This window comes from Desulfopila sp. IMCC35008 (assembly GCF_010646885.2).
Classification (GTDB): Bacteria; Desulfobacterota; Desulfobulbia; order Desulfobulbales; family Desulfocapsaceae; genus Desulfopila.
In genome coordinates, this window is the sequence record NZ_CP050700.1 from 1,385,247 (window position 1) to 1,411,980 (window position 26,734).

The following is a 26,734-nucleotide window of genomic DNA, read 5'->3' on the forward strand; positions in this document are numbered from 1 at the left end:
TTGATGAAAAATCCGGTTAACGAAAAATATTTGCTTGATGTATTGATGCGGCTCATGGAGGTTCCGAGCCCGAGTGGAATGACTGACGATATTGTCAGGCTCGTATGCGATGAACTTGACTCTCTCCAAGTTGAGTATGAGCTTACAAGGCGCGGCGCAATTAGGGCTGCGTTAAAAGGTCAGGCCGTAAAGCCACGAAGAGCTATTGTCAGCCATTTGGACACCCTGGGAGCAATGGTGAAAAGTCTTAAACAAAATGGGAGACTCAGCATCGTACCAATAGGAAACTGGTCTCCCAGATTTGCTGAAGGAGCACGTGTAACAATCCACTCTGATGGAGATAGGATAATATCCGGGACGGTCCTTCCTCTTAAAGCGTCAGGTCACACCTATAATACAGAAGTTGATATGCAGCCTTCTTGCTGGGAGAATCTAGAGGTGCGCATTGATGAACGGGGCTCATCAATGTGTTCTCTTTGGGAGAGTGGCCTTCGCGTGGGGGATTTTATCTCTTTTAACCACCTATTTGAGGTTAGTAAAAGTGGCTTCATCAATTCCCGGTTCCTCGATGACAAAGCTGGTGTAGCCTCGATGCTTGCAGCTGTTCAGGCCATGAGGGAAAATGATATTGTTCCCGCTTTGAACAGCTCACTATTATTCACTATATCAGAAGAAGTAGGTATAGGCGCCTCGCATGTATTAAGGGGCAATGTTGCAGAAATGGTTTCAATTGACAATGGCACCATCGCTCCAGGTCAAAACACATGCGAATTTGGGGCTACTATCGCGATGATGGACTCCACTGGTCCTTTTGACATTCACCTGACCAAACATCTCATTGATATCTGCATAGAGGAAAATATTGAGTTTAGCCGTGATGTTTTTTTACATTATCGGAGTGATGCAGCTGCTGCCCTGGAAGCCGGTAATGATATCAGAACTGCTCTCATATGTTTTGGTTTAGATGCCTCACACGGATATGAACGGGTTCACATAGCGTCCCTGACCAGTGTGGCAAATCTCCTGATCAGTTATCTTGCTTCCCCCCCACTCTTTGCAAGAGGCAGGAATGTGATCGGGCGTGAAAATGAATATCCGTTGATTCGAACCTCACCGGAACTCAATCTCTCCTAGGAGTCTACCGGATGAATCCTTATAGTTAAAGATAATGCAGAATGAGTTGTAAGGTAAATGGTAACCACTTCCAAATGGTTTAATCTCATATAGTGGTAGCATCAGGCACCAGACATAAGGATATGAATAACAAGCAAGGTTGTGATCGCCAGATTGAAGATACTATCTTTACCTAGGAATATATCGAAACTATAGCAAATAGCAGGAAATATATTGAATATGGCTTATATGTGCGCGAGGTATTTGATGTAAATATGGCAGAAAGGATATAGCAATTATTGTGCCCAGGATTTCTATATAAATAGCATGATATCTGATTTGAGGTTCACCAATGATCTTAAACTTAAATTTAAACTTAGAAGATATTAGCCAGATATCCATAGGCGCCTTTGCAATTGCAGTTCCTATCTCTTTTTCAGAAGAGGCATGGAAATTAGGTGAGTCACTTCCTAATGCTAATCTTTTATTTATTTTTATTTTATCAATAATTTTTCTGTCTTTTTTTGCTTATCAAAGCATTTTTCAAGGAGAAGTAGAAAATAGGATAGCTGTCTTTGTTATACGAATAGTAATTGCGTATTTTATCACAGGCTGCATCGTTGCCCTTGTCTTGTTTTCAATTGATAAGTTTCCCATTGGTTCAGAGCCTCTTATCGCATTTAAACGATTGATTGTTATTACAATGCCTGCATCAATGGGAGCCATTGTTGTTGATGGTTTAGACAAGGAATAGAGTACATCATTGCTGCCCTTTGCAATCAAAAGTTATACCAGACCATTTTGGAAATTTCTATTACCTTGGTTTGATTTTGTTCTTCAATATAATAATTTTTAATCTGTTGATAACGTGTCATAAAATGCACCTTGAATATTAATAATATGGATTGTTAGTGGAAACGAAAATAAAAGTATCGGAAAATCGAGAGTCGAGACTACTCGTTAACTATTCACTTGACCTGGGGAGAGATCTGGGAATTTCAAAATTTCTTGTTTTTGCAGAATCAATTCAGGATCAAAGGTATATTCTGCAGAAAAAAGAGACAGAGAAAATAGTCTTTCTATTGCCCAGAAAGTCAAAAATTAAAGATGAGTTCTATTCAGAATGTTCGGTGATTTATCTTCCTGACCAGCAATTATCACGATCCGAACAATTCCAGCTTGGACTATTGATAGCAGTCATCAATAATTTAGTGGAACATGACGAAACTGTACTCTGCCTTACCGGCTTAGTTGGTTCGCTCAGGCTAGACAACCTTTTGATCACAAACCTGCAGCGAGATAATAAATGGTTTCAAAATCATGCGTACGAGACAGTGCCGGTTGATATCCTGCGTTCTCGTGAGTTTGTCCGTCTACTTGATATTTCCCTTAAGCTGGCAAAACAGGGCAGGGAGGGAAAGAAAATAGGCACGATCTTCGTGCTTGGGGATCAGAAGTCTTTTGAAAAATATATGAAGCCGATGATTCTTAATCCTTTCTACGGGCATCCACTTAAAAAACGTAATATCCATAATAGCGATCTTTTTGAAACCATACGGGAGTTTGCAACCCTGGATGGCGCATTTGTCGTCGACAACAAAGGTGCGATCCAAAACGCTGGCGTTTACCTCAGTCCACCAAATAATAAACAGGTTAAACTATTAAAAGGATATGGTGCTCGGCATACTGTAGCAGCCCTCTTCAGTGCTGCTACCGACAGCCTCACGATTACGATTTCCGAGTCATCGTCTCAGGTTACAGTTTTCTTTAAAGGTGGTGCAATACTTCAGTTTAATCAGGATTAGCCTTAGAAACCCTTACTGTCTCCACCACATACCGAAAAGCACCCTTACCGTCGAGCTACAGGGTGCTCAACAGGTGGAACTCAGGTCGGATGATTGTACCGGTTATAATGGTCAGGTCATTAAATAGAACTCCAAATTCATTTCTAAAGAGTTAATTATGGACCTCATTTATATACTGCTTGTGTTATTGGTTGCGACAAGATTATGCGGAGAATTTGCTGAACGAATGAAATTTCCTGCGTTAGTGGGAGAATTGGTGGCTGGCATTACCCTTGGGGTGATATTTCATCACTACTCAAGCACATTTCCTGTATTATCCAATCTTCCAGAAAATGAAGTTTTCAAAGGGCTTACCGATCTAGCAATTTTTTTTCTGATGCTTCTTGCGGGAGTAGAACTGCGCCCTAAAGATATTGTCAAGGCGTCGGGTCCGGCCTTTGCAATAGCGGTTGGTGGAATGATAGTACCACTTATGGCAGGCATGGGCTTAGGAATAGTGTTTTTGCCGGAGTCATCGTTAAAGATGGCACAGGCTCTTTTTCTGGGCACTGCTCTTGCTATCACCGCTGTGCCAGTCTCCGTAAAAATTTTGATGGATTTAAAACTTCTTGATACAAAAATTGGAAAGACAATTGTTTCTGCAGCCTTATTTGATGATATTCTCAGCCTGGTGTTACTGGCTGTGTTGACGGCAATACTTGCCAACGGTGAGATTCCAGGAGTGGATAGGCTACTCCTGCTTGTTGGTAAGGTTATACTGTTTTTTATAACAACCTCAGTTCTCGGGCTTTATGTTCTTCCTGCTCTGCATAAATTAGCAGCCAGGTTTAAATCAGATGAATTCGAGTTCAGCGCACTGCTGATGGTTTCCTTTTTATTCGCCTTGCTGGCTGAAGAGCTTGGCATGCATTTTATCCTCGGTGCATTTTTAGCCGGTCTGTTTTTTGTAAAGAGGATAATGTCAGATGAGGTGTACGATACTATCAAGGCGAGTCTAACCAGTTGGACTATGGGATTTTTTGCACCCATCTTTTTTGCCTCTATCGGTCTGCATCTTGATCTGGCAGCAATTAGTGAGATCCCCCTGTTTTTATCCATGTTATTGCTAGCGGCTTTTCTGGGAAAGCTTGTTGGTGCTGGCCTGCCGGCGCTGGCCGTAGGTTTCACTCCGGCAGAGTCAATAGGCATTGGTTCTGCCATGAGTGCTCGTGGTGCTGTAGAATTGATTATTGCAACCATCGCATTAGAGGCCGGCTTATTTAATCACCCCGATCCAGCACCGCCGGAAGTTTCATTTCTCTTTTCAGCGATAGTTATAATGGCACTTGTAACGACTCTCGTTACCCCTGTATTAATGAGGTTTAGCATTGGCAACCCAGGGCACAACCGGGCTCAACATATAGATTGAGTTATCTCTTTAGTGTCTTAGCTTATCGAAATAGATAGAATGGTCGATGTGGAGGGGGACTAACCACTCCTTATTACCTATACGACCAATCAGAACTGAGTTTTTCCTAACCATGTGATACACGTATTCTGATTTTACATCTTTGAGGATATTTGATGCAAATTAATGATTTAAGAAAACTTGGCCGTTTCAGGGAAATAATCACCATTTTAGGAAAATATGGATTTGATGACATTGTCCAGCGCCTTGACATTCCCGGATCCGACCTGCTCCGGAAAATCCATCAAGTGGAGACTGATGAAAACAGTTATCAGCGTTTACGATGCGCTATCGAAGATTTAGGTCCTACTTTTATTAAATTCGGCCAGCTTATGAGTTTGCGCCCCGATCTCCTTCCGGAAGGGATTTTGGGTGAACTTGAAAAGTTGCAGGATGAAGTTCCTGCAGCTGAATATGAAGATATAGAACCTGTAATTGAGAAGAATCTCGGCGAACCAATAAAAGAAGTGTTTTCCATTTTTGATGTAGCCCCAATAGCTGCAGCATCTCTCTCTCAAGTTCACAAAGCAGTGTTACGCGAAGAGAGTACTTTTGTCGCAGTAAAAGTGCAGCGTCCTGGGATCGAAAAGAATATAAAACTTGATCTTGATATTCTCGAAGGCATAGCTAATTTTCTCCATCACCAGTTTGAGGATCTGCAAACATATAACTTTCCCGAGCTAGTAAGAGTGACCAGAAGAAATCTGATTAAGGAGCTTGATTTTTCCCAAGAGCTTCACAACATGGAGATAGCCAGATCATATGCATCAGAAGGCTCTTTCCATGTACCGCTAACTTATGGAAAATACTCAAATGATAAAATTCTGGTGATGGAGCTGATTCATGGGGCGAAGTTTACTGAATTGTCTTCAGCATCCGGCTATGATCGTGAAATAATAGCAACAATGGGGCTCAGGGCCGGGGTTAAGCAGATACTCGACGACGGATTTTTCCACGCAGATCCGCATCCCGGTAACCTTATGGTAACTGAAGACATGTCGTTGTGTTTTATTGATTGGGGCATGGTCGGTCGGCTCACAGAGAAAGATCGTTTTCAACTCATAGAATTACTCCGAGCTGTCGTGGAAAAAGATAGTGATTCCTTGGCACGTACTTTTCTTAACCTGTGTAATGCCAGGGGGAAGGATATCGACTCCAGCAGTATCGAGCGCGAACTTCTGGAGATTCTCGATAATTACCATGCTGTTCCGTTAAGAAATGTGAATATCGGCCAGTTTCTGCTGAATATAACTGTTCTTCTGAGACAGCATTCCCTCATGTTGCCGACAGAATACAGCGTGATGATTAAGGCCCTGGTCACCGCAGAAGGTTCAGCAAGACAGGTCTATCCGGAGCTTGATATAGTTTCGGAGATTGGCGAATATGTCCACAAGTTGGCAAAAAAACGCTACAAGCCGGATGTTTTGTGGCGTAGCATGCGTAATTCTCTAGCAAGTTTATGGTTTTCTCAACGTCAAATACCAGAGCAGATTGGAGAGGTCATTAACAAGTTGGAAAAAGGTAAGCTGGGGTTTACCTTTCGCCTGCAGAAAATAGAGGAGCTGGTCAATACACTTGAGAATGCATCGAACCGCCTAACCGCGGGAATAATAACAGGTGCAATAATTATGGGATCTTCCATGATCATAACAACGGGTGTAGGCCCATTTATTTTTGGATTTCCGGCCCTGGGTGTAATTGGTTATCTGGTCTCAGTGATTCTAGGACTATGGTTAATTTACACAATATTTACAAGTAAAACTAAATAGTCAAGCAATGACTTATTAACGGAGGCGATAATGAAGAGTAAAGAAGAATTTATCCAGATGCTACATGCCAAGATTGATGAATGGGATACTGAGATTGACAGACTCTCAGCAAAGGCAGCTATGGTAGAAGCAGAATCAAGGGAAGATTACTATCAACAGATTGCTGAAATGAAAGCAAAGCGTTCTCAAATCAATGAAAAACTGGAAAAAGTGCGGCAATCGGGCGAAAATGCCTGGGAAGATCTAAAATCAGGGATTGATCTGGCCCTTGAATCTATGAATGAAGCACTACGCTCTGCAGCTTCGCGGTTTAAATAATAGACATTTCAAGGATTAGCTTTTTTTCATAACCGGCCAGGCAGAGAAGGCTTTACCGGGTTTGTGGCCGACGCCAACAGCGCCTTTGTGTAAATAGAGTACATAGGCCCAGTCGGCCTCAAAGTAACTGGTGGTAGATGACCAGTATGCTTCTTTTACAGCCGTGAAGGGATGATTGTCAGGTAATGCCGGTGTATGACATGAAGCATCAACAATACTCTCCAGCTCATTAATGGTGGGGAGCCGCCAGGGATTCCCCGATTTTCGAGCCAAAAGCTCAACAGAAGTCAGCGCATCGTCCCAGGATAAAGGGGTGTTGTTGATGCTAGCCTGAGAGTGCCATATCAGGTTGGTAAGATTGTCGCAAAACCCGTCAGTAGTAACTTGAAAACGAGGTTTAGGCCAAGAAACACTTTGCAATAAGTCACCATCCTGGCCATTGTTGTCGCATGGGATGTCATTACCTTGTTCATCATAGCAGTTGAACTGACCGGTACACGGTAAGAAATCGCTCTTTCCGCAGACGGGCCAGATAAGATAGCAACAACTTTACGGCCATAAAACATTCTGCCACCCTCCATATGGATATACCATGCGTAACTTTTGGCTAATGCCGCAGTGGTTGAGGTCCAGTACCAGCCGAGAAAGACATTCTTGAAAGGATAATGCGCCGGAAGTGCCGGTTTACTGGCACCGTGGCTTATCAAACTGCGCAGTTCATGCCGATTAGGTAGCCGCCTAGTCATCTCTGGCGAAAACCTTTTCCTCGTTCATCTCAGCTATCGCTTTCAATCCTTCCTTCCAAGTCAACGGATAGGAAAGGAAGTCTGCATCAAGTGTCCAGTATAGATTAGTTACGGTGTCATAAACTATGTTTTGACCATTACGAACAAACCGCGATTGAGTCCAGCGACGGCCCGGAGTGAACTCTCCATCCTGACCGCTGTTTTTGCAAGGTCGGGAGTTGCCGCTACTGCCAAAACATTCTGAAATCCCTGTCCAAAGAATGTGTCAAATCACTTTTTCCTTATGGTTATATAATCCTATTGTTATTACTGCCGGGTCATTTACTTGTTTCGGTTAGGAGTCTGTCGGACTGAAACAACAAGTCAAATCTGCCCGATTTCAAATCATTGGGACACTATTCCAGCGACAATTTTCATCTTTTAATGATTTGTCGAATATATTTTTTTATCTCGCGCAGGCTTGATTGAGGTGGTTCCGCACTGTTCTGTATGCGGAGGTATTCTGCTTCATCTTGCCGTTGCTTAACCTCGACAGCTATGCGATCGGCAACTTCCGGGTACTTCTGCATTATTTCTTTCATGATACCGAAGTCGATACGTATAAGGGTAACATCAGTCTCCGCAATCCAGTGGGTCGGAATTGGCTGATCTGTGAACATAGATACCAGACCGTAACTGTCCCCTGGACCCAATTCACCTATCACTACTTTTTTGCCGTTTGCCAGTTTGGTGGAGACTTCAACAACACCACTTATAAGAACATCTAAGGCATCGATCTCGCCATCCTCATATTGTATAACCGATTTAGTATCATAGTGTTTTTGCTGGCTCAACATTGCTAATTGCTCTATTTCCTCATCTGCAAGGTGAGAGAAAATCGGCTGACTTTTTAGAGCTAGCTGGATAGTTGGAGGCTCAGCAACCGGAATGACAGATTTTCTGATCCTCCATTCGCTGGTAACTGCTGCGGGAGAAATTCCTGCCTGTTGGAGGACATAATGAATTTCCCTGTACAGTTCTTCTCGTCCCCGGAACATAGCCGGGTAGTTAGGAAACGCCACCCAACAGATGTAGGTATAAGGAACAGTTGAAGCGTCCGTGAGTCGCACGACGGGAGTCGGATGCTTTAACACATGTTTACAGCGATAAATCCCTTCGAGGAGAAGTTGTTTGGCAAATCGGGGGTCAAGCTCCGCAGGTAATTTGATAATATACCAAGGTTGGTAATGTTGAAATTCGTTCCCACAGTTGGTAAACCCTTGTTTGGCAAGTTTTGAATTTGGAATGATGTGCCTGGTGTTATCCCAATCCTGAAGCCAGGTGGCTCTCCAGTTAATATCAATAACAGTCCCTTCTGTACCATCATCTTTTAGTTGAATCCAGTCTCCTATATGAAAGGCCCCCTCAACTCCCAATGCAATTCCGGAGAATAAATCCCCTAAGGTCTGTTGAAGAGCAATTCCCACTAAGGCTGTAGCCAAACCTGTAGAAATCCAAACACCGGTGAATGAGTACCCCTGTTGCCAAAAGAAGGCCCCTAGAGCAAGAAAGATCGAAGTACCGTAGATGACGCCGCGCAGCAATCCTGAGACTGTACTCGTTGTTTCTTCTGGGCTGCTCATATATTTCTTTAAAGCAAAAGCATAGATAACATTGGCGAGTTGTACGCCGATAACCAGGAAAAAGATAAAAGTAAAACATGTAAACGGCCATATATCACGATCTATCCAATAGTTCGTCGTCAATAAATGAAAGAAAATCGTATGGAATATGATAAAAACCAGAAGTATGCAGATTGATTTGGTGATAACGAAAAGGAGAGGAAGTGACTGTTTAATGGGATGCAGGTGTGAAACTTGGTTAATTAGAACACAACCTAATGTTAGGGAAATAATGAAAATTGTGGTAGTTGGAAAAGATTCGTAAAAATGTAGAAGAATTAATACGGTGTTTTCAAGCATGGGACGAAATCGCTTTAACAGGGATGGAATTATGTAATCTGCGTTTTTGTTCGATGCTCCACGCTGCTCCAGGAAACCAGGAGATGTCGTTTTTTCCTGGGCAAACTTCTTTTTTACTTACCATTTGGAAAAACATTTATCCATTCTTTCTTGACAAAAAATCAGGGCAATTGAAAAAAGGTTCGAAGGCCGGTTGTTAAAGCTCATTGTCCATTTTTCATGATGCATGAGAGCCCATCAAAAGTCTATTCCTTAATGTTTTCGTAAGGAAGGAAAATAAAAATGGCAAGTCAGCTCTTATATGAACTGAATCCTATCTCACTAATGTGGCAGACAATGGAAAAGCTGCAGGCTATTTTTCAGATAAACAAAAAATGTTGTTGAGGAGAACATTATCAATAACAATTTTGTCTATTTAGTGTCCTTCCTGAAATCAGGAATTTCGAAGTCTACGCTTATCTGGTCCAGATCGAGGCATGTGAAAAATGTTACCACAGGCATATAATTGATATCTCGGAGTCTCGTTTCTCACTTACCGGATGATAAAGTTTTGAGCATAACGAAGATATTGCCCCAAAGGGCAGTTTTAGGGTGGGAACTATCTAATCAGAGGGGCAACTGTGGATGTTTCCCGTTAGCCCGAACTTCTCATGAGCAATCTGTCGATTTTGTTCTGATCCAGCTTGTCGCATACCATTCACCAGTTTTGTTTTATTACAATAGTATACGCAATATTCACAAGCGGTCCACTCTGTTGGTACCGTTTTCTTCAGTGTTTTGACAGTGTATATCGTCCACTATACTACACTGCCAGGATGGCCTTTCGTATAAAATTCCCATTGAAATGTCACTTCACCGAGCAGTGTTGGAGGTGGAAGTAAAAAGAAAACGTGACATTTCGGTAGATTCTCTAAGTTTGTTCTCACCTTCAATTGCATTTACATTTGTCGATAAACCGGCAATAGTGAGAGCGTTCATTGAAAAGGTGAGAGTAAGGAAAAACACCTGTATATGAGTTATATAGAATAGCAAAATTTCATTCAGCAGTGGTATGTCAGTGCGGGGTTGATGCACAAGGAGTCTACACGATGAAATGTACGCAGGAAGTAGAAAACATGGTTTGTGTGAAAAAGGGTTGTGATAACGGTCCTGCGCCAATCCCGGAGGAAGGAAAATGGGTGAAGGCAAGGGAGATAAAGGATATCTCAGGGTTTACTCATGGTGTCGGCTGGTGTGCCCCGCAACAGGGGGCCTGTAAACTCACGCTCAATATCAAGGGGGGAATCATCGAGGAAGCCCTGATAGAGACACTGGGCTGCACAGGTATGACACACTCAGGTGCCATGGCTGGCGAGATTCTGCCCGGCAAAACACTTCTTGAAGCGATGAATACAGATCTGGTCTGCGACGCCATCAACACAGCGATGCGTGAGCTGTTCCTGCAAATTGTCTATGGCAGGAGTCAGTCTGCTTTTAGTGAGGGTGGTTTACCGATTGGTGCCGGCCTGGAGGATTTGGGGAAAGGGCTTCGGTCGGTTACAGGTACTGTCTACGGTACACGACAGAAGGGTGCCAGGTACCTCGAAACAACAGAAGGATATATTACCAAACTGGCCCTGGATGCAAACAGTGAGATAATCGGATACTCTTTTGTCCATCTTGGAAAAATGATGGATCTGATTCATAAGGGCTACTCTGCAGACGACGCACTGGCTGAGGCAAGTGGCACATACGGCCGATATCATGATGCAGAAACATACATCAATCCAAGAGAGGAGTAACAAGGCAAATGGCACTTTTTGAAGGATATGATAGAAGAATCAAACAGGTTAATGCCCTTTGCTCAGCATATGATTTTAAAAACATTGAAGAGGCACGGGTATTTTGCGAACAAAAAGGGGTTGATGTCTATAGCATCGTCAAGGAGATCCAGCCCATTGTTTTTGAGAATGCCTGCTGGGCATATATTCTCGGGGCTGCAATCGCCATGAGGAAAGAGCAATCAAAAGCCTCTGATATCGCGGTGACCCTGGGTGAGGGATTGCAGGCTTTTTGCATTCCGGGATCTGTCGCCGATAGCAGGAAAGTAGGCCTTGGGCACGGGAATCTCGCCTCCAGGCTTTTAAAGGATGAAACCAAATGTTTTGCCTTTCTGGCCGGGCATGAATCTTTTGCCGCCGCAGAAGGTGCTATTGGTCTTGCCACGTCAGCGAACAAGGCGCGAGAGGTGGCGTTAAAGGTTATCCTGAACGGACTTGGTAAGGATGCCTCCTACCTGATTGCCCGAATTAACGGTTTCACCCACGTACAGACCCAATTCGATTATGCCACGGATACTCTGTATATTGTCAAAGAAACAGCCTTCTCCAGTGGCGAACGAGCGAGGGTCCGCTCGTATGGGGCCGACGATGTCCGGGAGGGTGTTGCGATACTGGCACACGAGGCTGTGGATATCTCGATCACAGGTAATTCAACGAACCCAACCAGGTTTCAGCATCCGGTTGCGGGTACCTATAAAAAAGAGTGTGTTCAAGCAGGTCGCCCCTATTTTTCTGTAGCTTCAGGAGGAGGTACAGGACGGACACTCCATCCGGATAACATGGCTGCCGGGCCAGCTTCCTACGGGATGACCGATACTATGGGACGCATGCATTGCGACGCGCAGTTTGCCGGATCGTCTTCCGTGCCTGCTCACGTTGAGATGATGGGGCTGGTCGGCATGGGAAATAACCCGATGGTCGGTGCTTCTGTTGCCGTGGCCGTGGCTGTCGAGAAGAGCATGAGCTGAGCATATTGGGCTGATACCCAGTCAACTCCTGCTGACTGGGTATCGTTTGAGCCGGATGGCACAAAACACAGTTGCTGCCTGGCAAACACAAAGACTCTACCGTAGATATCAGATGAAATATCAGTCAATCAACTTTGAGGATAAATTAGGAAAATTCTCCGAGCATTGGTCACCAAGGGTTATAGCTGAAATGAATGACTACCAGTTCAAACTGGTTAAAATTGAGGGTGATTTTACCTGGCACGATCATAAGGGTACAGATGAGGTCTTTATGGTTTTATCAGGCAGTATGGAAATTGAGTTCAGGGACGGGTCAGTGCAACTTACAGAAGGTGAGATGTTCGTAGTCAAAAAGGGCCTTGAACACAAACCCTACGCAAAACAGGAATGTGAAATCCTTATTATCGAACCCCGGGGTGTTGTAAATACCGGGGAATCGGAAAGTGCACTCAAGGCAGAAAACGACATCTGGATATAACGTTACCTATCAAAACGGGCGAGATCTACTCAGAGATGTTCCCTTTCAGGCCGATCTCTTCTGCCACTTCCTGCATGCCCATAATAGTGTCGAGGATTAAGTCGGCTACCTGTACGTCGAGTTTAGCCGCTCCCTTCTCGATGATTGAACGATCCACTCCTGCTGCAAAACGTTTATCTTTCCACTTTTTCTTTACCGACTTGGGTTTGAGGTCCAATACACTTTTTGAGGGCCGCACGAGCGCTGTCGTCGCCACCAGGCCGGTCAGTTCATCAATGGCGAAAAGAACCTTTTCCATTTCGCTTTCAGGTTCAATATCTGTGCAGATGCCCCACCCATGACTCACCACTGCCCGTATATATTCCTCCGGCCAGTCGTTTTCCCTTAAGATGGCTTCAGTTTTAATGCAGTGCTGGTCGGGGAACTGTTCGTAATCCAGGTCGTGGATTAAACCGATAATGCCCCACTTCTCCTCGTTACCTCCTCTTTTTCTTGCACAAAACCGCATCACCCCTTCTACAGCAAGGGCATGTTTTATTAGACTTTCTGACTTGTTATACTTTGTCAAAAGGGCAAAAGCCTCATCTCTTGTAGGTGTTTGCGACATTGTCGTGTCCTCTGGTAGAAATTAAAAGTGCTGACTACACTGGTTCCCGTCCTAAAACAACTCTTCAGTCCAGCCTCACCGTTGCGATTCAGATTTTGATCCTCAGAACATCAATTTGTTACTTTAGGTACAAAATTTGAGTTGCACCTCGAATTGTGACCGATTGCTGAGTTTCAGGCTGAAAACTCCACTGGAGGTTGTTCGAGAAGAGTCATCTTTATCTCAGATCGAGGCGTTTTAGAAATATATACGCAGGCATGTGACTGATATTGCGAGCATTGTTTTTCAAAAATAACGAAGAGCTTGGGAGAAAGGGCATTCTCAGACAGCCTTTTGGCGAAGCATGCAAGATTCCGGAATGCTTGTAAAGAATAAAACGAGCCAAGATCCTTCAGGGATGGATTACTGAAATGAGTTTTCTTTTGTTTTTGTTCGGCAAGGGGGGCTTGTGATGACATTTGAAGCAATTCCTAATTATCGATAATTTGCTGTTTGTACCATGGTCAGAGAATCGTTGTCGATGAGACCGATGCCTGCTGCATGTTCAGCAGCCTCACAAGTGTGTTCTATAATGAGCATGTCTACTCCCTGGGCAGCCATGTCCGCGGCGATTTTTCTAACCCTGGAGTCTCGTGGTTCCGAGGTAACATCCCGGATGTAGACTGCTTTAATCCTATTGGGAAATAATTGGCATATCTGCTGGTAAATTTCGGGATCTTTTTCTCCACTATCACCCAGTAAAACGAAAGGAATTTCAGGATACTTGTTTAGAATGTCGGAGATCTTTTTTATTTTGTGATGACCGTCAGCGATTATTTTATCTCTATCCAGACCAAAGTCCCTGAGTAGGATGGGGCCAGGCGGTATCTCATTCACTTTCATGAATTCATCCAGAAAATCGAAAAGATTCCATGGGCCGTTGGATATATAAAATATCGGATTGAATGTTGTATCAGTAGAACCTTTTTGCAGGGCTGTATAGAATTCCCTGACTCCTGCAAACGGAATGCGGGTTTTGGCGTTTTTCAACAATGTATTGCCGAGGGTGTCAAACAGGTTTGTGATACCCGTCTGGATAATAGTATCGTCAATATCGCTTATTACACCAAACGAACTTTCTGCAGGCGGTACCAGAACACGCCCTGAAGCCTGCACCATTTCCATAGTGGGCTCTGAAACGCTGAGTGCAATCTCATGCCACGGTTGTAGTTTATCATGAGAGGCAACCGAAGGTAATGCGATACTGAAATATCCTTCTTCATCAGAGATCGTAGTGTATTCCGACCCTCGATATCTTGCCGTAACCTTGATACCGGGGAGTTCGTCACTCTCCATACGCTTATAAATGTTGACAATGTTAGCCCAAAAGGAGTCGTTTGTTCCAGCCTTCCGGATACCCTTGTTTTTTACTATCCGGCCGTGAACTTCCAGGCGATCAAGGGTACCATACCCGTGAAAGGCAAGGACCTGCACAGGGCGGGCCAACCCCCGTCGGGTTTGGATCGTTCTTTTGACCCCGTCAAATATACTTTCCAGGAAGAGAAGGAGCTCCTTAGCAATGGCCATGACCTGTACCTGCCTGATTTCGATCAATAGAACTAATTGAAAAAATGTATAAAAATGTCAAAATATCAGTTATGTCAAATGTAGCCGCTTTAGCTGTGAGAAAACAAGTATAAATGGTAGTATTTTTTTCGTTGTGCGTGATTGGGTTGGGAGCTGAAATTCAGGGGTAATCAGAGAAAAAAAGGAACCACTTTCAGAAGTGATTCCTTTTCGGTGCCAACCTTACTTCATGCTTTGGTTTATCCCTGTCAGTTTGCAATAGAGGCGGAGCAGGAAGGCGGTTCATGAAGCAGTTCCTCCTTCAGTATTTTTTTCAGCACTTTCCCCACATTGCTCTTGGGTAACTCTTCACGGAATTCGATTTCTGTCGGCCATTTGTATTTTGCAATCTTGTCTTTGCAGAACAGAATCATCTCTTCTTCCGTCGCACTTGTGCCCTCTTTCATGACGATGAAAACCTTGACGGCCTCTCCACGTTTTTCGTGCGGAATACCTACTGCCGCAGCTTCCTGGATATCCGGGTGCTCGAAATAGATTTCTTCAATATCCCGCGGATAAATATTGTAGCCGCCGGAAATAATCATATCTTTTTTCCTGTCAACGATCTGGAAATAGCCTTCTTCGTCCATTATTGCGATGTCACCGGTCTGAACCCAGCCCTCAGATAGTGTATTCGCCGTTTCATCAGGCCTTTTCAGGTATCCTTTCATAACCTGCGGCCCCTTAATGAGCAGTTCACCGGGTTCACCAGTCGGCATTTCAATGGATCTATCTGTAATGTCAACAACTTTACACAATGTGCCACTGATGGGTACCCCTATGCTGCCAACTTTTCTCTTGCTTCCTTCCCCAAATGGGTTGATGTGGGTTACCGGGCTTGTTTCTGTCAGACCGTAGCCTTCTACAATTATCGCCCCGGTTCGGGATTCAAATTCCCTGATTACTTCTACCGGCAGAGGTGCACTGCCGGAAAAACATCCCCGGATCGAGGTGAGATTTACCTTGTCGATGTTCGGGTGTTGCAACATGCCGATAAACATCGTTGGCACAAGGGGGGCAAATGTTACCTTATATTTTTTAATGGCCTGAAGCAGCTGTGCAGGTTGGGGTTTGGGGACCAACACGTTGCCCACGCCAAAATAGATGGCCAGGTTCATTGAAGTTGTGAGCCCGAAGACATGGAAAAATGGCAAGGCGCCCAGCATTACATTGTTCTCATCCCAGCCGGGGAACCAAGCAGCCAACTGTTGTACCTGCTTGCTCAGGTTGCCATGGGTAAGGATAACGCCCTTGCTGGTCCCGGTTGTCCCTCCCGTATACTGATATTGGGCGATATCGTCAAAATGAATGTCGGCCTTTAGTAGAGGGGAAGAACCTCCTGAAAGGAGCTCTTTCCAGGGGTACAGGTCCTCGGCGGGAGAGACTTCCGCTTTTAATCCCTTTTTCTTGGCAAACAGACGAAAAAGCAGGCTCTTGGGGAAGGGAAGATAGTCCCCGATACTGGTATAGATTATTTGCCTGATCTTTGTTCGGGGGCGCAGGTCAACCATCCTGTTGGTTAACAGGTCAAGGGTGATGAGAAGTGTTGCCTCAGAGTCGTTGAACTGATGGAGCAGCTCCCGGTCGGAATACAGCGGGTTATTCATCACCACAATGGCGCCCAGCTTCAGGCTGGCATAATAGGCAACGACACAGGGGATGACATTCGGCAACAGGATAGCAACAGTATCTCCCTTGCCAATACCGAAGCGCTGTAAATGGGAGGCGAAGTGGTCTACCATCTCCATCAGTTGTCCAAAAGTCGTTTCATACCCCTGGAAATTTAAGGCCATTTTGTCGGGGAAGCGGGTGGCTGATTGTTTCAGCATATCCGGCAGGGAGATGTCCCGAAAGGGGACCTCTTCCGGCACACCTTTCTGATAATGCTGTAACCAAGGTTTTTCCTGAAATGTCACCGGTTTTGTCACAAGGGCCTCCTGTATTCGTTGAACTGTCTTGTAGGTTGATTATCAGTCATATCATCTCAATTGCGCACGCCATTGAAACGCCACCTCCGCCGCAGAGTGTGGCCAAACCGAGTGATTTGTTCCTGTTTTTAAGGGCGTGAATAAGGGTCACAATGAGTCGCGCTCCGGTTGAGCCGACCGGATGGCCGAGACCGATTCCCGAGCCATTTACATTGGTGATTTCCCTGTTTAATCCAAGTTCCCGTTCGCAACCTATGTATTGGGCCGCAAACGCCTCGTTTAACTCTACCAATTCGAAATCGTTTACCTTATAACCACTTCTTTTTTCCAGGTCATGGACTGCTGGGACAGGGGATAGGCCCATCACGGATGGGTGACAGCCACCTCGACCGATACCTTTTATTTTTGCCAAAGGTGAAATATTGAGTTCCTTGGCTTTTTCTGCGGACATGATTAGTAAACCGGTGGACCCGTCGTTTAATCCACTTGAATTACCGGCGGTGACTTTCCCGGTTTCCGGGACAAATGCCGGGGGAAGTTTAGTGAGGTCCTCTCGTGTTAATCCTGGTTTAAAATGCTCGTCTTTGTCAAATAGAAGGGGCTCTTTTTTTCGTCTTGGTACCTTGATCGGGACAATTTCTTCGACAAATGAGCCGTCCTCTGTTGCACGTTCGGTTGCATTGTGGCTCCGGAGTGCTACCTCATCCATTTCCTCCCTGCTGATCTTGAGGTGTTGAGCAACGAATTCGGCTGTGTGGCCCATTATGTATGGTTTTCCTTTAAAATAGCAAAGGGGTGCCTGCTCAGGGTCAACGGGCCCTTCTGCTGCATCGGGCATAACATATGAACCACAATGCAAGGCTCTGGTCAGGGCGTCGACAAAGGTTTGGTCCTGCAGGCGGCAGCCCCATCTGGCAGCTGGGACTATGTAGGGAACACCGGACATATGTTCGGCTCCGCCGGCCAGGATGATATCTGCCATCTCAGCCTGAATCATCGCCATGCCTGAGATAACCGCCTCCATCCCCGAGATGCAGACCCTGTTGATTGTCGTCGCGGTAGAAGAGTGGGGGATTCCAGCCATTAATGAGGCAACCCGTGCAACATTTAAGGTATCTGCCGGTTCCATGCAGCAGCCATAACGGACATCGTCAATCATCTCCGGTGAGATGCCGGCACGTACAATGGCTTCTTTCATGGTGATACTCGCCAGATTTGCGGTATTCATATTCCGCAGGGTGCCTCCAAAAGTCCCGATAGCCGTTCGGCAGGCAGAGGCAATGACAACTTCTCTCATGGATGTCTCCTTTTACGTGTATACGGTTACTGTGCAGTTGGGAAGATATATTTTTCTGCGAGGCTGGTCGCTTCGGCCAGCTGTTGCTTGGCCTGTAACAATCCAGATGATGGGTAGCGTGTATGGATGCTGAACAATTCAGTAGCATCCCGGCTTATAAAGGCAGCACATTGCTCTGCAGCACCCATGAAATCCTGCCTCATTTTAAAAGTACACACCTTGGCGACAGCCAGGTACAACGTGGCCTTGGTATCGCTTGTTGTTTTCAGGGCTTTTCCAGCACGGAGAAGTACACTCTCAAGTGCAAATACCTGAATCATCATATCCGCCAGGGTGAGCAACACTTCCTGTTCAACCGATATTTTAGTACCAAATGTTGTCAGGGCACTATCAATGAGTTCTGAATAGATGGTTTTCAGTCCGTTTAAGAGTTTCTTCTCAGCTATAAAATAGCCTTCACTATCCGCTTCAGGGTCGAGAGATAACAGGTTGTTGTTCAATCCTTTTCTGAGATACGTTCCCGGGATCAATAGTCGATTGACCTCGTTGGTTCCTTCCCATATGCGCTGGACCCGTTCGTCCCGATACAATTGCTCGATTGCATACTCGGCGATATAACCATAGCCGCCGTGGACCTGGAGCATTGTATCGATTGATTTTGCCCCATATTCGGTGCAGAGTACCTTTACAATAGCGCATTCCGCTGCGTATTCTTCTATACCTCGCTGATATTCGGCATAATAGTCATCGGTGTTGTTGGAAATTATGGCATGTCGGTCATCAATCATCCCGGCTAACCGGTAGACAACGGCCTCACTGGCAAAGGCCATGGCTGTCACATCGGCAAGTTTTTCCCTGATTGCGCCAAAGTTCGAGATATAAGTATTGAACTGCTTACGTTCATTAGCGTACCGGGCACCTTCCGCGAGGGCGTATTTTATCTGCCCGGTACAGGTCGCCCCGAGTTTGAAGCGACCGATATTTAATACATTAAAAGCAATCTTGTGACCTTTTCCCACCTCACCCAGAAGGTTCTCGACCGGCACCTTCACATTATTCATGATGACCTGGCAGGTTGATGTACCGTGGTTTCCCATTTTTTTCTCTTCAGGTCCAATTTCCAGGCCTTCAAAGCTGCGTTCGACCAGGAACCCTGTAAAATATTTTTTATCCACTTGGGCAAAGACGGTGTATAAATCGGAAAAACCGCTGTTGGTGATGAATTGTTTGGTGCCGTTCAGGATATAGTGAGAACCGTCGTCAGAGAGCACCGCAGTTGATTTCGCCCCAAGTGCATCGGAGCCGGATCCCGGTTCTGTGAGACAATAAGCAGCAACCCACGCACCAGACATGAGATCCCCCAAATACCTCTCTTTTTGCTCACGGGTTCCGTAATAGAGCAGCGGCAACATGCCGATACCGGTGTGGCACATGTATGTCAGGCCAAAACTCTTGGCGAAGGCAAATGTCTCACTTACCAGCATGCTGGTGACCTTGTCGAGCTCAAGCCCACCGAGTTCCTCCGGCGTATCAATCATCATCAGTCCAAGTTCGCCACATTTTCTCAGATTTAAACGAACAAGCTCAAAATTCTTGGCCTCGATTTGATCGTTGATCGGCCAGATTTCATTCACAATAAACTGCATGGATGTTTCGGCTATTTGCTTCTGTTCGTCTGTGAAGTCTTCCGGGATAAAAACATCATCACAGGCAATGCTTTTTATCAGGAATTCACCGCTGTTAAAAATTCTCTTTGGCATGATTCAGGTCCTTTCGGGGTAGACTTTCTGCTTTTTGTTCCGGTTCTGTTTCGTTTTTTGTAATGATCCATGTATGAGATATGGCAATATTTATGCCAGGAAGAAGGTTACAGGGGAATGTAAAGAAGACAGGTGGATTGGGGAAGGATAGCAGGAAACGAGTGGCTGGACATATGCTAATCTAGCTAATATGATAGATATATCTATCTATAGCGATAGAAGTTGGTTAATATGACCAAGATTTGCAGGGATAGATGAGAGGAAGGGGGAGGCTGTTACATACAAGAGCAAAGCTGATAGTTGTTAGAATTAGTGTATCTAATAGATAATATGTAGTAATCTTGTAATCAGATAATGGGAGTGGATATTTCAGAAAAAGATATTGAGGCGAAGGTGCATATCTCATTTCTACCATATATGGTAGATAGGCAGGGGTATCCTCTATATTTCTGTATATTTGTGCAAACGAGCGGCCTTGAGGGAGTTCAATATGTTTGAGGAAAACCGTGGTTGATAATAACGAATTTTTTCGAGAATCGACGTTGAGGATCAGTGGCAGCCTTGAGATTGAAAAGGCCCTCTGGCAATTTCTGCTTTACGTGCAGGATGTTATTCCGGTATGGCAGATGTTTATCGCGCATTACGACAGGGATGCCGGGGTCGTCGAGACGGTCGCCCATGCTACATCTGACTATTACCGGGCTGCCTCTATAAAAATTCAGATCCCACTTAGAGGACGAAAGCAGGTTGAGGATCAGCGATTCTTACGGGTGCGGCGGATAAAAAACACCAGCCTCGACCCCATTGCGGAACCATTTTGCAAGGATTTTGGTTGTTTAGAACGATCCTGTATGATCCTTGACCTTGTTATTGAGCATAATTTCCTGGGCGTGGTAGCATTTTTCGGACAATCGGGTGAGGAATTTACTCTCGAACATGAAAAGCTCATTGCCCAACTCAACGAACCCTTTGCAATCGCTGTCTCCAACAGCCTCCAGTTCCGCGAGGTCCAGCGCTACAAGGAACTGCTGGAAGATGACAACCAGTTCCTTCAGGGAGAGCTGCGACGTGTATGGGGGGGCAAGGTGATAGGCGCAGAAGGCGGCCTGAAAGATGTTATGTCCCTGGTGCGTCAGGTCGCGCCGACAGAAAGCCCTGTTCTGCTATTGGGGCCAACCGGGGTAGGGAAGGAGTTATTAGCCAGCACCATCCATAATCTATCTTCTCGATTCAGTGGGCCGTTTATTGATGTGAACTGTGGTGCAATACCCAATTCACTGATGGATAGTGAATTATTCGGGCACGAGAAAGGTTCGTTTACCGGTGCGGCAGCCCTCAGGAGAGGCCGTTTTGAACGTGCCCATGGGGGAACAATTTTCCTTGATGAAATTGGCGAATTAACGCCGGAAGCGCAAGTCCGGCTTCTCAGGGTCTTGCAGGAAAAGACCATTAGCAGAGTAGGAGGGACTGAAACAATAGATCTTGATATACGAGTTATTGCGGCAACTCACAGAAATCTTGAACAGATGATGCAACAGGGACTCTTCAGGGAAGACCTCTACTATCGTTTAAAGGTTTTTCCGATACATATTCCGACTCTCAGTCAACGGAAATCCGATATCCCATCTCTGGCACATCATTTTGTCGAGAAGAAGGCGATGCAGATGAAGCTTCTCAACACTCCCAAAATCACCGCCGAGGGGATGGATCGACTGGTTGTTTATGATTGGCCGGGAAATGTCAGGGAACTTGAAAATGCTGTTGAACGAGCCCTTATTCTAGCCAACAACCAACCACTGTCGTTTGCAGAATTCACTCGTCTCAGTCCGGAGACTCAGATTCATTCGGTAAAGAACCATTTGGCCGACAGCTCTCAACCTGAGTCCCTTGACCTGGGCCTGGCAATGGCTCGACATATCAAAAAGGCAATGTTACAGGCTCAAGGAAAAGTTGAAGGCAAAGACGGCGCTGCGGAGTTGCTTGGCATAAATCCTCGCACCTTGAGGAATCGTATGCGAAAGTTAGGAGTGCCATTTGGCAGGAAGGCAATGATATATTACCAATGAATGAGGGGAAAATGTTACGGCTACCACGAAAAAGTGTCGCAGAGATATGAATGTTTTCTTTCTGAGCTGTGAATCTTTTAATCCATATCGCTGTCGGTATCATGGAGGCAGGTGAAAAATTTCCTATCTTCCCGTAACAGATGCCGGCTGATGACTTCAATTGCCATAAAATGAAAAACTTCAGCAGGTTCAACCGTTCCTTTCTGGTATCTACGGGCAAGCAGTTTTGACTTGGCCAACAGTTCTTTATGCAATTTCTGGTGTTCCGTAACGAGTTGATATCCTGCCGACTTGATAATTCTTTCCTCAACAGCGAAATGGGTTGTCACCTCTGCAATGAGATTATCAATTAACTCCTGACACAAGGATGTGTCTTGCTGAGCAATCAAGGCGGACAGTAGTGCATTGGCCTGACTGAATAAATTGCGGTGTTGACTATCGATGACCTGATTTCCGCATTCATACGCCTTGCTCCATTGCAGCCGAACAAAACCGGCCTGCAAGTTTTCCATAGTCATCGACTGGTCGGTTATCTCATCAATGAGTTCAACTCTGTTTCGACCACGCGATTTGGCTTTATAGAGACAATTATCGGCTTGTTTTATGCGGTATTCGAGAGACTGCTCATTCCCCGAGAATGCTACCCCCCCCAGGCTTATGGTAAAACGTACAATGCCTTGATCTGTTGGTTGAATAATCTTTTCAACAGTTTTTCGTAGTCTTTCCGCGACTTGTCTGCCTATGGCGGCGTCAGTCCTGAAGAGCAGAACGCAAAACTCTTCTCCACCGACCCTGCCGAAAATGTCAACTTCCCTTAAAACACTTTTACAGGCAGTAGCCAGTCTTTTCAATGCTTCATCGCCAATGGCATGGCCATACGTGTCATTGATTGCTTTAAAATGATCTATATCAATCATTAGCAAGATCATGGGATCTCCATATCGACCACCACGTAATATCTCTCTGCCTGCCAGGTCATAGAAACGTCTACGGTTGTTGACTCCTGTTAACATATCCTCCGTTGCTTGTTTGACAAGTTCAAGTTCAAGGAGTTTTCTTTCTGTGATATCAATTATTTGAGAAATTAAGAATCGGGGTGTGCCGTCTTCATTTCTGGCCAGGGAGACACTGAGGAGAATGTAAATAAGACTCCCATCTTTGTGTAAATAGCGTTTCTCCATTTGGTAGGTATCCAGGTCACCGGAGAGCACTCTTTCTACATATTGCAGGTCTTGGTTTAAGTCGTCCGGATGAGTAATATCCTGAAAGGTCAGGGAAAGCAGTTCTTTTTCCTGGTAGCCAACGATATTGCAGAGAGAACTATTTACCATCAACCATTTTCCGTCGGGTGCCACCAAAGCCATGCCAATAGCGGCATAGTGAAACGCAATGTAAAAAAGTTGTTCATCCTGAGGCAGGGAACAGAGGTTGTCGATTGTATTCAAGGCAATTATCCTATCCTTTTTTGTTAAAGAAACCAGTTCAATATGGTTTCAGCTCCTGATCTAATCTCTCTCCCCAAACGATGATCTTTGAAGAGATATGTCTGTACCAGGTGGTTTTCCTTTCCTGTACTATCATACCTGCTGATCTTACGGTATTAATTCAATGGTACACTATGGAAGATCTATTATGAAATCTTTCCTTCGCGTTTTACCCGTGTTCTTCTGCGTGTTTACCTTTTATGTACCGGCAATGGCCTCTGTTTTGGTTGTAGGAATTAGCAATGGATATCCTTTTTCTTCAAGAAAAGTGGTGTTCTGACCGATGAAACAAACCATCTGTGCATTTCCAAGGATTCTTAAGCATTATATGGCGGCACACCGGATAACATTTCTTCATTTCGTATCGGTGTGGGGAAGAGGTCTGTGGTGAACTATTATATTATGCTCACCTGACTGGTATTCAGGATACATTGAAGTTTCTCGATCCGCCCATTACGAAAGAAGCACTTTATATCGGTTTTATCAGAAAGGTGAATAATGCCGACCTGGCGGAAAAGTATGCTCAGACAGTCCAAACATTCAAGGCTGCAGCCGAGTATCAATAGCTTATCGACAAGTATAACATGGCGGACAAAACTGATCTGAAAAGGGAGGCCAGTTGATCAAATTCGTAGCTGATTAGAAAAAATTCTCTTATTAAACTTCTCTGTGTCGGGGTTATCTGCTTTGGAATCGTCCATTGCTGTTTAGCATCCTGCATCATTTTTTTAGAAAAAACCATGTTGCGGAGGAGACCTCTGCTGCAAAGTACTTTCTGCCTTGCTGCAACTCCATTGGCAATACAATGAATTAAAGAGCAGGGTTGGATATACGTCTTTACACCTCGAATCCATTACCTTTATTGAATAATGTTGGAGCAGATGGGAATACCACAAGATTTTCTACCTCCGGAACAATACCAATCATTTCGCCAATCATATGGTTATGATGGCTTGATACCAGTGCCAAACAAGGTTCCCGGGTGGAGAGTTCAAGCTTATACAGTATATTGGGTCCCCTGAAGGATTTATGAATGATCTTTGCTTTTACCTGGGCGTGGTCATCATGCAGAATATCTTCAGGTCTTACCAGAAGATCCACATTGCAGCCTGATTCACATGGAAGGGAAAGGTTACCTGTCAATTCGCCTAAGCCGCAGGCAACACTATCGCTGCCTGTAACTTTGCCCCGTATTATAGCTCCATCCCCCACAAATGTTGCTACATCAAGTGTTTCAGGGCTATGGTAGATGTTATAGGCGCTGTCCCATTGACAGATTGAACCATCAAAGATAACTCCTACTGAATCTGAAACCGAGAAGGCCTCAAATTGATTATGTGTTACCATCAGGGCGGTTGTTCCTGACTCCTTTAATATATCTCGTACTTCAACGGTAAGTTTTTCCCGCAAAGTGACATCAAGATTTGAAAATGGCTCATCAAGTAGTAACAGAGCTGGCGCCGGGGCTAATGCCCTGGCGAGGGCAACCCGTTGCTGTTGGCCCCCCGACAGTTCGTGAGGATAGGCTTTCCCGGTATCTTGCAGTCCTACAAGATCCAGAAGATGCTCAACAGTTTTACGTTTTTCATGTCGATTGCCTTTACTGATGCCAAAGGCGATATTTTCATATACAGAAAGGTGTGGAAAAAGCGCGTAGTCCTGGAAGACCATGCCGATATTCCTTTTTTCCGGTGGAACCATGATGGAACTTGAGGACACCTGCTGACCGGCAATAATCACTTCTCCATGATGAATATCCTCAAAACCGGCAATGACCCTTAACAGGCTCGTTTTACCGCAACCGCTAGGGCCAAGGAGGCAGCCGATTTCCCCCTCCTGAAGTTCAAGCGAGACACCATTTACGACATCTACTTTGTCATAAGCTTTATGTACCTCTTTGATAACGAGTAACGGGTTTTCATTTTTCATTTCTTACTTCTCCATCTTCCGAATCAAAATAAAAACAGGTATCATTCCGGCAATCACCAGGTAGAGACCCGGCAACGCTGCTCGTACCCATTCCCCTTCGCTGGTGAGTTCGTAAATTTTTACGGCAAGAGTATCCCAGCCGAAAGGCCGGGTCATGAGCGTGATGGGCATCTCTTTTATAACATCGACCAAGGAGAGAACCATGGCCGTGAGTAACCCTTTCTGTAATAGGGGAAAGTGAATCCTGATCAAGGTTTCTCTACTTTTTTTCCCTAGAATTGCAGCTGCTTCATCCAAGCTTGGTTTTATGTTCTGCATCGCACTGTCAACCGACCCAAACCCGACAGCCAGAAACCTCACTAAATAGGCGACCAGCATAACCAGAACCGTGCCTTGAATAATAGGGCCCGGCGCAATGCTGAAGAGTGCCGAGAGCACATCCTGGAGAAGATTATCAGTCCAGACAACCGGCACTACTATACCAACTGCGAGAACCGTACCTGGGAGGGCATACCCTATTGTTGCAATCCGACAAAGAAAACGATTCATTCCGGAAGAGTCCCTTCTTCTGGCATAAGCAAGCAATAAAGAGACTGAACAGATAAGCAGTGCTGCCAGCGCACCGAGGATGAGGGTATTTATTACATACGAAGAGTAATTAGCCCCTTCACCTGACACCAAGACTTCCAGGGTCCATACTACAAGCTGAATGATCGGAGCAATAAAAGCGATAATCAATATTGTCGTACAGTACGCGGTAACCGACCAACCTTTCCAACCTGTTAATTTCAAACGGGAATGAACTGACCCTCCACGGGACGAATCAAAATACCTCATACGTGATCTATAAAGACCCTCAACCATTACCAGGGCCAGGGCAAAGAAGACCAGGAGAGAGGACAGTTGTTTTGCAGCGTTTAACGAAAAAAATCCAAACCAGGATTTGTAAATTGCTGTAGTAAAAGTATTGAAATTGAAAATAGACACTGCACCAAAATCAGCCAGCGTCTCCATCAGTACCAGGGCAAGTCCACTGACAATCCACGGTCTTGATATTGGTAATGCAACCTTAAAAAAAGCACGTACAGGAGTATAACCTAAGGTTCGGGAGGCTTCGATGATTGATCTCCCCTGATTCATAAAAGAAGCACGACTCAGGAGATAAACATATGGATAAAGTGTCAGACCTATGACGAGGATTACAAACAGGGGCGTTCTGACTTCAATCATTCTTCCTTCAAATCCCGGGAGAGTCCTCAGCAGTTTTTGTACCGGGCCTGAAAAATCCATTAGGCCAAGAAAAATGAAGGCCATGACGTAAGCCGGTAGTGCCATGGGTAATGCCAGTGACCACGAAAACAGTTTACGACCAGGGAAATCGCAGGCGCCCGTAAACCACCCAAGTGAAACACCGATTAGAGCGGTAAAACATGCAACACCAATGACAAGAATGAGAGTATTGGTGATAAGTTCAGGAAGAAGGGTACTCGAGAGATGTTCCCATATTTCTTTTTCCGGAGTCAGGAGAGAACTGAAGATAATTGCAATTGGAATGACGACGAACGCAGCAAGGACCCAGACGACATATCGCCATGGGTCCTTTGACTTATGTTGATGTATAGTGCTTTTCATG

At 45.0% G+C, this 26,734-nt stretch carries 22 protein-coding genes; 11 read left to right on the forward strand and 11 right to left on the reverse strand.

Annotated features, from left to right (window positions below):
• Positions 1–3: 3 nt before the first annotated feature.
• From GA520_RS06275 to GA520_RS06300, 6 genes are all read left to right on the forward strand, one after another.
• Positions 4–1,134, forward strand: coding sequence for an osmoprotectant NAGGN system M42 family peptidase (locus GA520_RS06275; RefSeq protein WP_163339050.1), 1,131 nt, complete (start codon positions 4–6; stop codon positions 1,132–1,134).
• Positions 1,135–1,465: 331 nt separating this feature from the next.
• Positions 1,466–1,867: a DUF2391 family protein gene (locus GA520_RS06280; RefSeq protein WP_163339049.1), complete on the forward strand. Its 402-nt coding sequence runs from the start codon at positions 1,466–1,468 to the stop codon at positions 1,865–1,867.
• 157 nt (positions 1,868–2,024) lie between these two features.
• Positions 2,025–2,918, forward strand: a complete 894-nt coding sequence (locus GA520_RS06285) for a DNA integrity scanning protein DisA nucleotide-binding domain protein (protein WP_163339048.1) — start codon at positions 2,025–2,027, stop codon at positions 2,916–2,918.
• Positions 2,919–3,144: 226 nt separating this feature from the next.
• Positions 3,145–4,326, forward strand: a complete 1,182-nt coding sequence (locus tag GA520_RS06290; protein ID WP_240910195.1) for a cation:proton antiporter — start codon at positions 3,145–3,147, stop codon at positions 4,324–4,326.
• Positions 4,327–4,481: 155 nt separating this feature from the next.
• A complete protein-coding gene (locus GA520_RS06295; RefSeq protein ID WP_163339046.1) occupies positions 4,482–6,134 on the forward strand; it encodes an AarF/ABC1/UbiB kinase family protein in 1,653 nt (550 codons plus the stop codon).
• Positions 6,135–6,164: 30 nt separating this feature from the next.
• The gene (locus GA520_RS06300) at positions 6,165–6,452 is read left to right on the forward strand and encodes a hypothetical protein (protein WP_163339045.1); all 288 of its coding nucleotides are present in this window, start codon (positions 6,165–6,167) and stop codon (positions 6,450–6,452) included.
• Positions 6,453–6,467: 15 nt separating this feature from the next.
• Here GA520_RS06300 and GA520_RS06305 read toward each other — a convergent pair whose 3' ends face one another.
• The 3 genes from GA520_RS06305 to GA520_RS06310 all read right to left on the reverse strand — a co-directional run bounded on the left by GA520_RS06305 (position 6,468) and on the right by GA520_RS06310 (position 9,159).
• Positions 6,468–6,872 (reverse strand): DUF1566 domain-containing protein, encoded by a 405-nt coding sequence (locus GA520_RS06305; RefSeq protein ID WP_205749319.1) that lies wholly within the window; start codon positions 6,870–6,872, stop codon positions 6,468–6,470.
• Positions 6,797–7,198, reverse strand: coding sequence for a DUF1566 domain-containing protein (locus GA520_RS27105; RefSeq protein WP_205749318.1), 402 nt, complete (start codon positions 7,196–7,198; stop codon positions 6,797–6,799). The genes GA520_RS06305 and GA520_RS27105 overlap by 76 nt, the downstream gene beginning before the upstream one ends.
• Before the next feature lie 413 nt (positions 7,199–7,611).
• Entirely contained in the window at positions 7,612–9,159 is a 1,548-nt protein-coding gene (locus tag GA520_RS06310) for a mechanosensitive ion channel family protein (protein ID WP_163339044.1), read from the reverse strand.
• A gap of 1,088 nt (positions 9,160–10,247) precedes the next feature.
• On the opposite strand from GA520_RS06310, the gene GA520_RS06315 reads away from it, so the two are divergent.
• The 3 genes from GA520_RS06315 (at position 10,248) to GA520_RS06325 (ending at position 12,425) form a co-directional block, all read left to right on the forward strand.
• The gene (locus GA520_RS06315; RefSeq protein WP_163339043.1) at positions 10,248–10,940 is read left to right on the forward strand and encodes an iron-sulfur cluster assembly scaffold protein; all 693 of its coding nucleotides are present in this window, start codon (positions 10,248–10,250) and stop codon (positions 10,938–10,940) included.
• An 8-nt stretch (positions 10,941–10,948) separates the two neighbouring features.
• Positions 10,949–11,947: a GGGtGRT protein gene (locus GA520_RS06320; protein WP_163339042.1), complete on the forward strand. Its 999-nt coding sequence runs from the start codon at positions 10,949–10,951 to the stop codon at positions 11,945–11,947.
• A gap of 112 nt (positions 11,948–12,059) precedes the next feature.
• Positions 12,060–12,425 carry a cupin domain-containing protein gene (locus GA520_RS06325; RefSeq protein ID WP_163339041.1) on the forward strand — a complete coding sequence of 122 codons (366 nt, stop codon included), beginning with the start codon at positions 12,060–12,062 and terminating at the stop codon, positions 12,423–12,425.
• 25 nt (positions 12,426–12,450) lie between these two features.
• Here GA520_RS06325 and GA520_RS06330 read toward each other — a convergent pair whose 3' ends face one another.
• The 5 genes from GA520_RS06330 to GA520_RS06350 form a co-directional block, all read right to left on the reverse strand.
• On the reverse strand, positions 12,451–13,032 hold the full coding sequence (locus tag GA520_RS06330; RefSeq protein WP_163339040.1) for an HD domain-containing protein: 582 nt from the start codon (positions 13,030–13,032) through the stop codon (positions 12,451–12,453).
• Positions 13,033–13,506: 474 nt separating this feature from the next.
• Positions 13,507–14,598, reverse strand: a complete 1,092-nt coding sequence (locus tag GA520_RS06335; protein WP_163339039.1) for an App1 family protein — start codon at positions 14,596–14,598, stop codon at positions 13,507–13,509.
• A 248-nt stretch (positions 14,599–14,846) separates the two neighbouring features.
• On the reverse strand, positions 14,847–16,565 hold the full coding sequence (locus tag GA520_RS06340; protein WP_240910194.1) for a long-chain fatty acid--CoA ligase: 1,719 nt from the start codon (positions 16,563–16,565) through the stop codon (positions 14,847–14,849).
• Positions 16,566–16,611: 46 nt separating this feature from the next.
• Positions 16,612–17,862, reverse strand: coding sequence for an acetyl-CoA C-acyltransferase (locus tag GA520_RS06345; protein ID WP_163339038.1), 1,251 nt, complete (start codon positions 17,860–17,862; stop codon positions 16,612–16,614).
• Between the two features lie 26 nt (positions 17,863–17,888).
• Complete coding sequence (locus tag GA520_RS06350) at positions 17,889–19,622, reverse strand: acyl-CoA dehydrogenase family protein (RefSeq protein ID WP_163339037.1); 1,734 nt, start codon at positions 19,620–19,622, stop codon at positions 17,889–17,891.
• A gap of 506 nt (positions 19,623–20,128) precedes the next feature.
• Here GA520_RS06350 and GA520_RS06355 point away from each other — a divergent pair.
• Positions 20,129–21,688, forward strand: coding sequence for a sigma-54-dependent Fis family transcriptional regulator (locus GA520_RS06355; protein WP_163339036.1), 1,560 nt, complete (start codon positions 20,129–20,131; stop codon positions 21,686–21,688).
• A gap of 77 nt (positions 21,689–21,765) precedes the next feature.
• Here GA520_RS06355 and GA520_RS06360 read toward each other — a convergent pair whose 3' ends face one another.
• Positions 21,766–23,133 (reverse strand): diguanylate cyclase, encoded by a 1,368-nt coding sequence (locus tag GA520_RS06360; RefSeq protein ID WP_163339035.1) that lies wholly within the window; start codon positions 23,131–23,133, stop codon positions 21,766–21,768.
• 470 nt (positions 23,134–23,603) lie between these two features.
• Here GA520_RS06360 and GA520_RS06365 point away from each other — a divergent pair, with 470 nt between their 5' ends.
• Positions 23,604–23,738, forward strand: coding sequence for a hypothetical protein (locus GA520_RS06365; RefSeq protein ID WP_255494367.1), 135 nt, complete (start codon positions 23,604–23,606; stop codon positions 23,736–23,738).
• Positions 23,739–24,009: 271 nt separating this feature from the next.
• On the opposite strand, the gene GA520_RS06370 is transcribed toward GA520_RS06365, so the two are convergent.
• The gene (locus GA520_RS06370; protein ID WP_163339034.1) at positions 24,010–25,101 is read right to left on the reverse strand and encodes an ABC transporter ATP-binding protein; all 1,092 of its coding nucleotides are present in this window, start codon (positions 25,099–25,101) and stop codon (positions 24,010–24,012) included.
• A 3-nt stretch (positions 25,102–25,104) separates the two neighbouring features.
• Complete coding sequence (locus GA520_RS06375) at positions 25,105–26,733, reverse strand: iron ABC transporter permease (RefSeq protein WP_163339033.1); 1,629 nt, start codon at positions 26,731–26,733, stop codon at positions 25,105–25,107.
• Position 26,734: the final 1 nt, after the last annotated feature.

Coding starts and splice junctions, on each gene's coding strand:
- GA520_RS06375 (WP_163339033.1), bottom strand. CDS start 26,733: ATGAAAAGCACTATACATCAACATAAGTCAAAGGACCCATGGCGATAT.
- GA520_RS06310 (WP_163339044.1), bottom strand. CDS start 9,159: ATGCTTGAAAACACCGTATTAATTCTTCTACATTTTTACGAATCTTTT.
- GA520_RS06280 (WP_163339049.1), top strand. CDS start 1,466: ATGATCTTAAACTTAAATTTAAACTTAGAAGATATTAGCCAGATATCC.
- GA520_RS06335 (WP_163339039.1), bottom strand. CDS start 14,598: ATGGCCATTGCTAAGGAGCTCCTTCTCTTCCTGGAAAGTATATTTGAC.
- GA520_RS06325 (WP_163339041.1), top strand. CDS start 12,060: ATGAAATATCAGTCAATCAACTTTGAGGATAAATTAGGAAAATTCTCC.
- GA520_RS06290 (WP_240910195.1), top strand. CDS start 3,145: ATGAAATTTCCTGCGTTAGTGGGAGAATTGGTGGCTGGCATTACCCTT.
- GA520_RS27105 (WP_205749318.1), bottom strand. CDS start 7,198: ATGACTAGGCGGCTACCTAATCGGCATGAACTGCGCAGTTTGATAAGC.
- GA520_RS06345 (WP_163339038.1), bottom strand. CDS start 17,862: ATGAGAGAAGTTGTCATTGCCTCTGCCTGCCGAACGGCTATCGGGACT.
- GA520_RS06295 (WP_163339046.1), top strand. CDS start 4,482: ATGCAAATTAATGATTTAAGAAAACTTGGCCGTTTCAGGGAAATAATC.
- GA520_RS06320 (WP_163339042.1), top strand. CDS start 10,949: ATGGCACTTTTTGAAGGATATGATAGAAGAATCAAACAGGTTAATGCC.
- GA520_RS06300 (WP_163339045.1), top strand. CDS start 6,165: ATGAAGAGTAAAGAAGAATTTATCCAGATGCTACATGCCAAGATTGAT.
- GA520_RS06350 (WP_163339037.1), bottom strand. CDS start 19,622: ATGCCAAAGAGAATTTTTAACAGCGGTGAATTCCTGATAAAAAGCATT.
- GA520_RS06330 (WP_163339040.1), bottom strand. CDS start 13,032: ATGTCGCAAACACCTACAAGAGATGAGGCTTTTGCCCTTTTGACAAAG.
- GA520_RS06275 (WP_163339050.1), top strand. CDS start 4: ATGAAAAATCCGGTTAACGAAAAATATTTGCTTGATGTATTGATGCGG.
- GA520_RS06315 (WP_163339043.1), top strand. CDS start 10,248: ATGAAATGTACGCAGGAAGTAGAAAACATGGTTTGTGTGAAAAAGGGT.
- GA520_RS06370 (WP_163339034.1), bottom strand. CDS start 25,101: ATGAAAAATGAAAACCCGTTACTCGTTATCAAAGAGGTACATAAAGCT.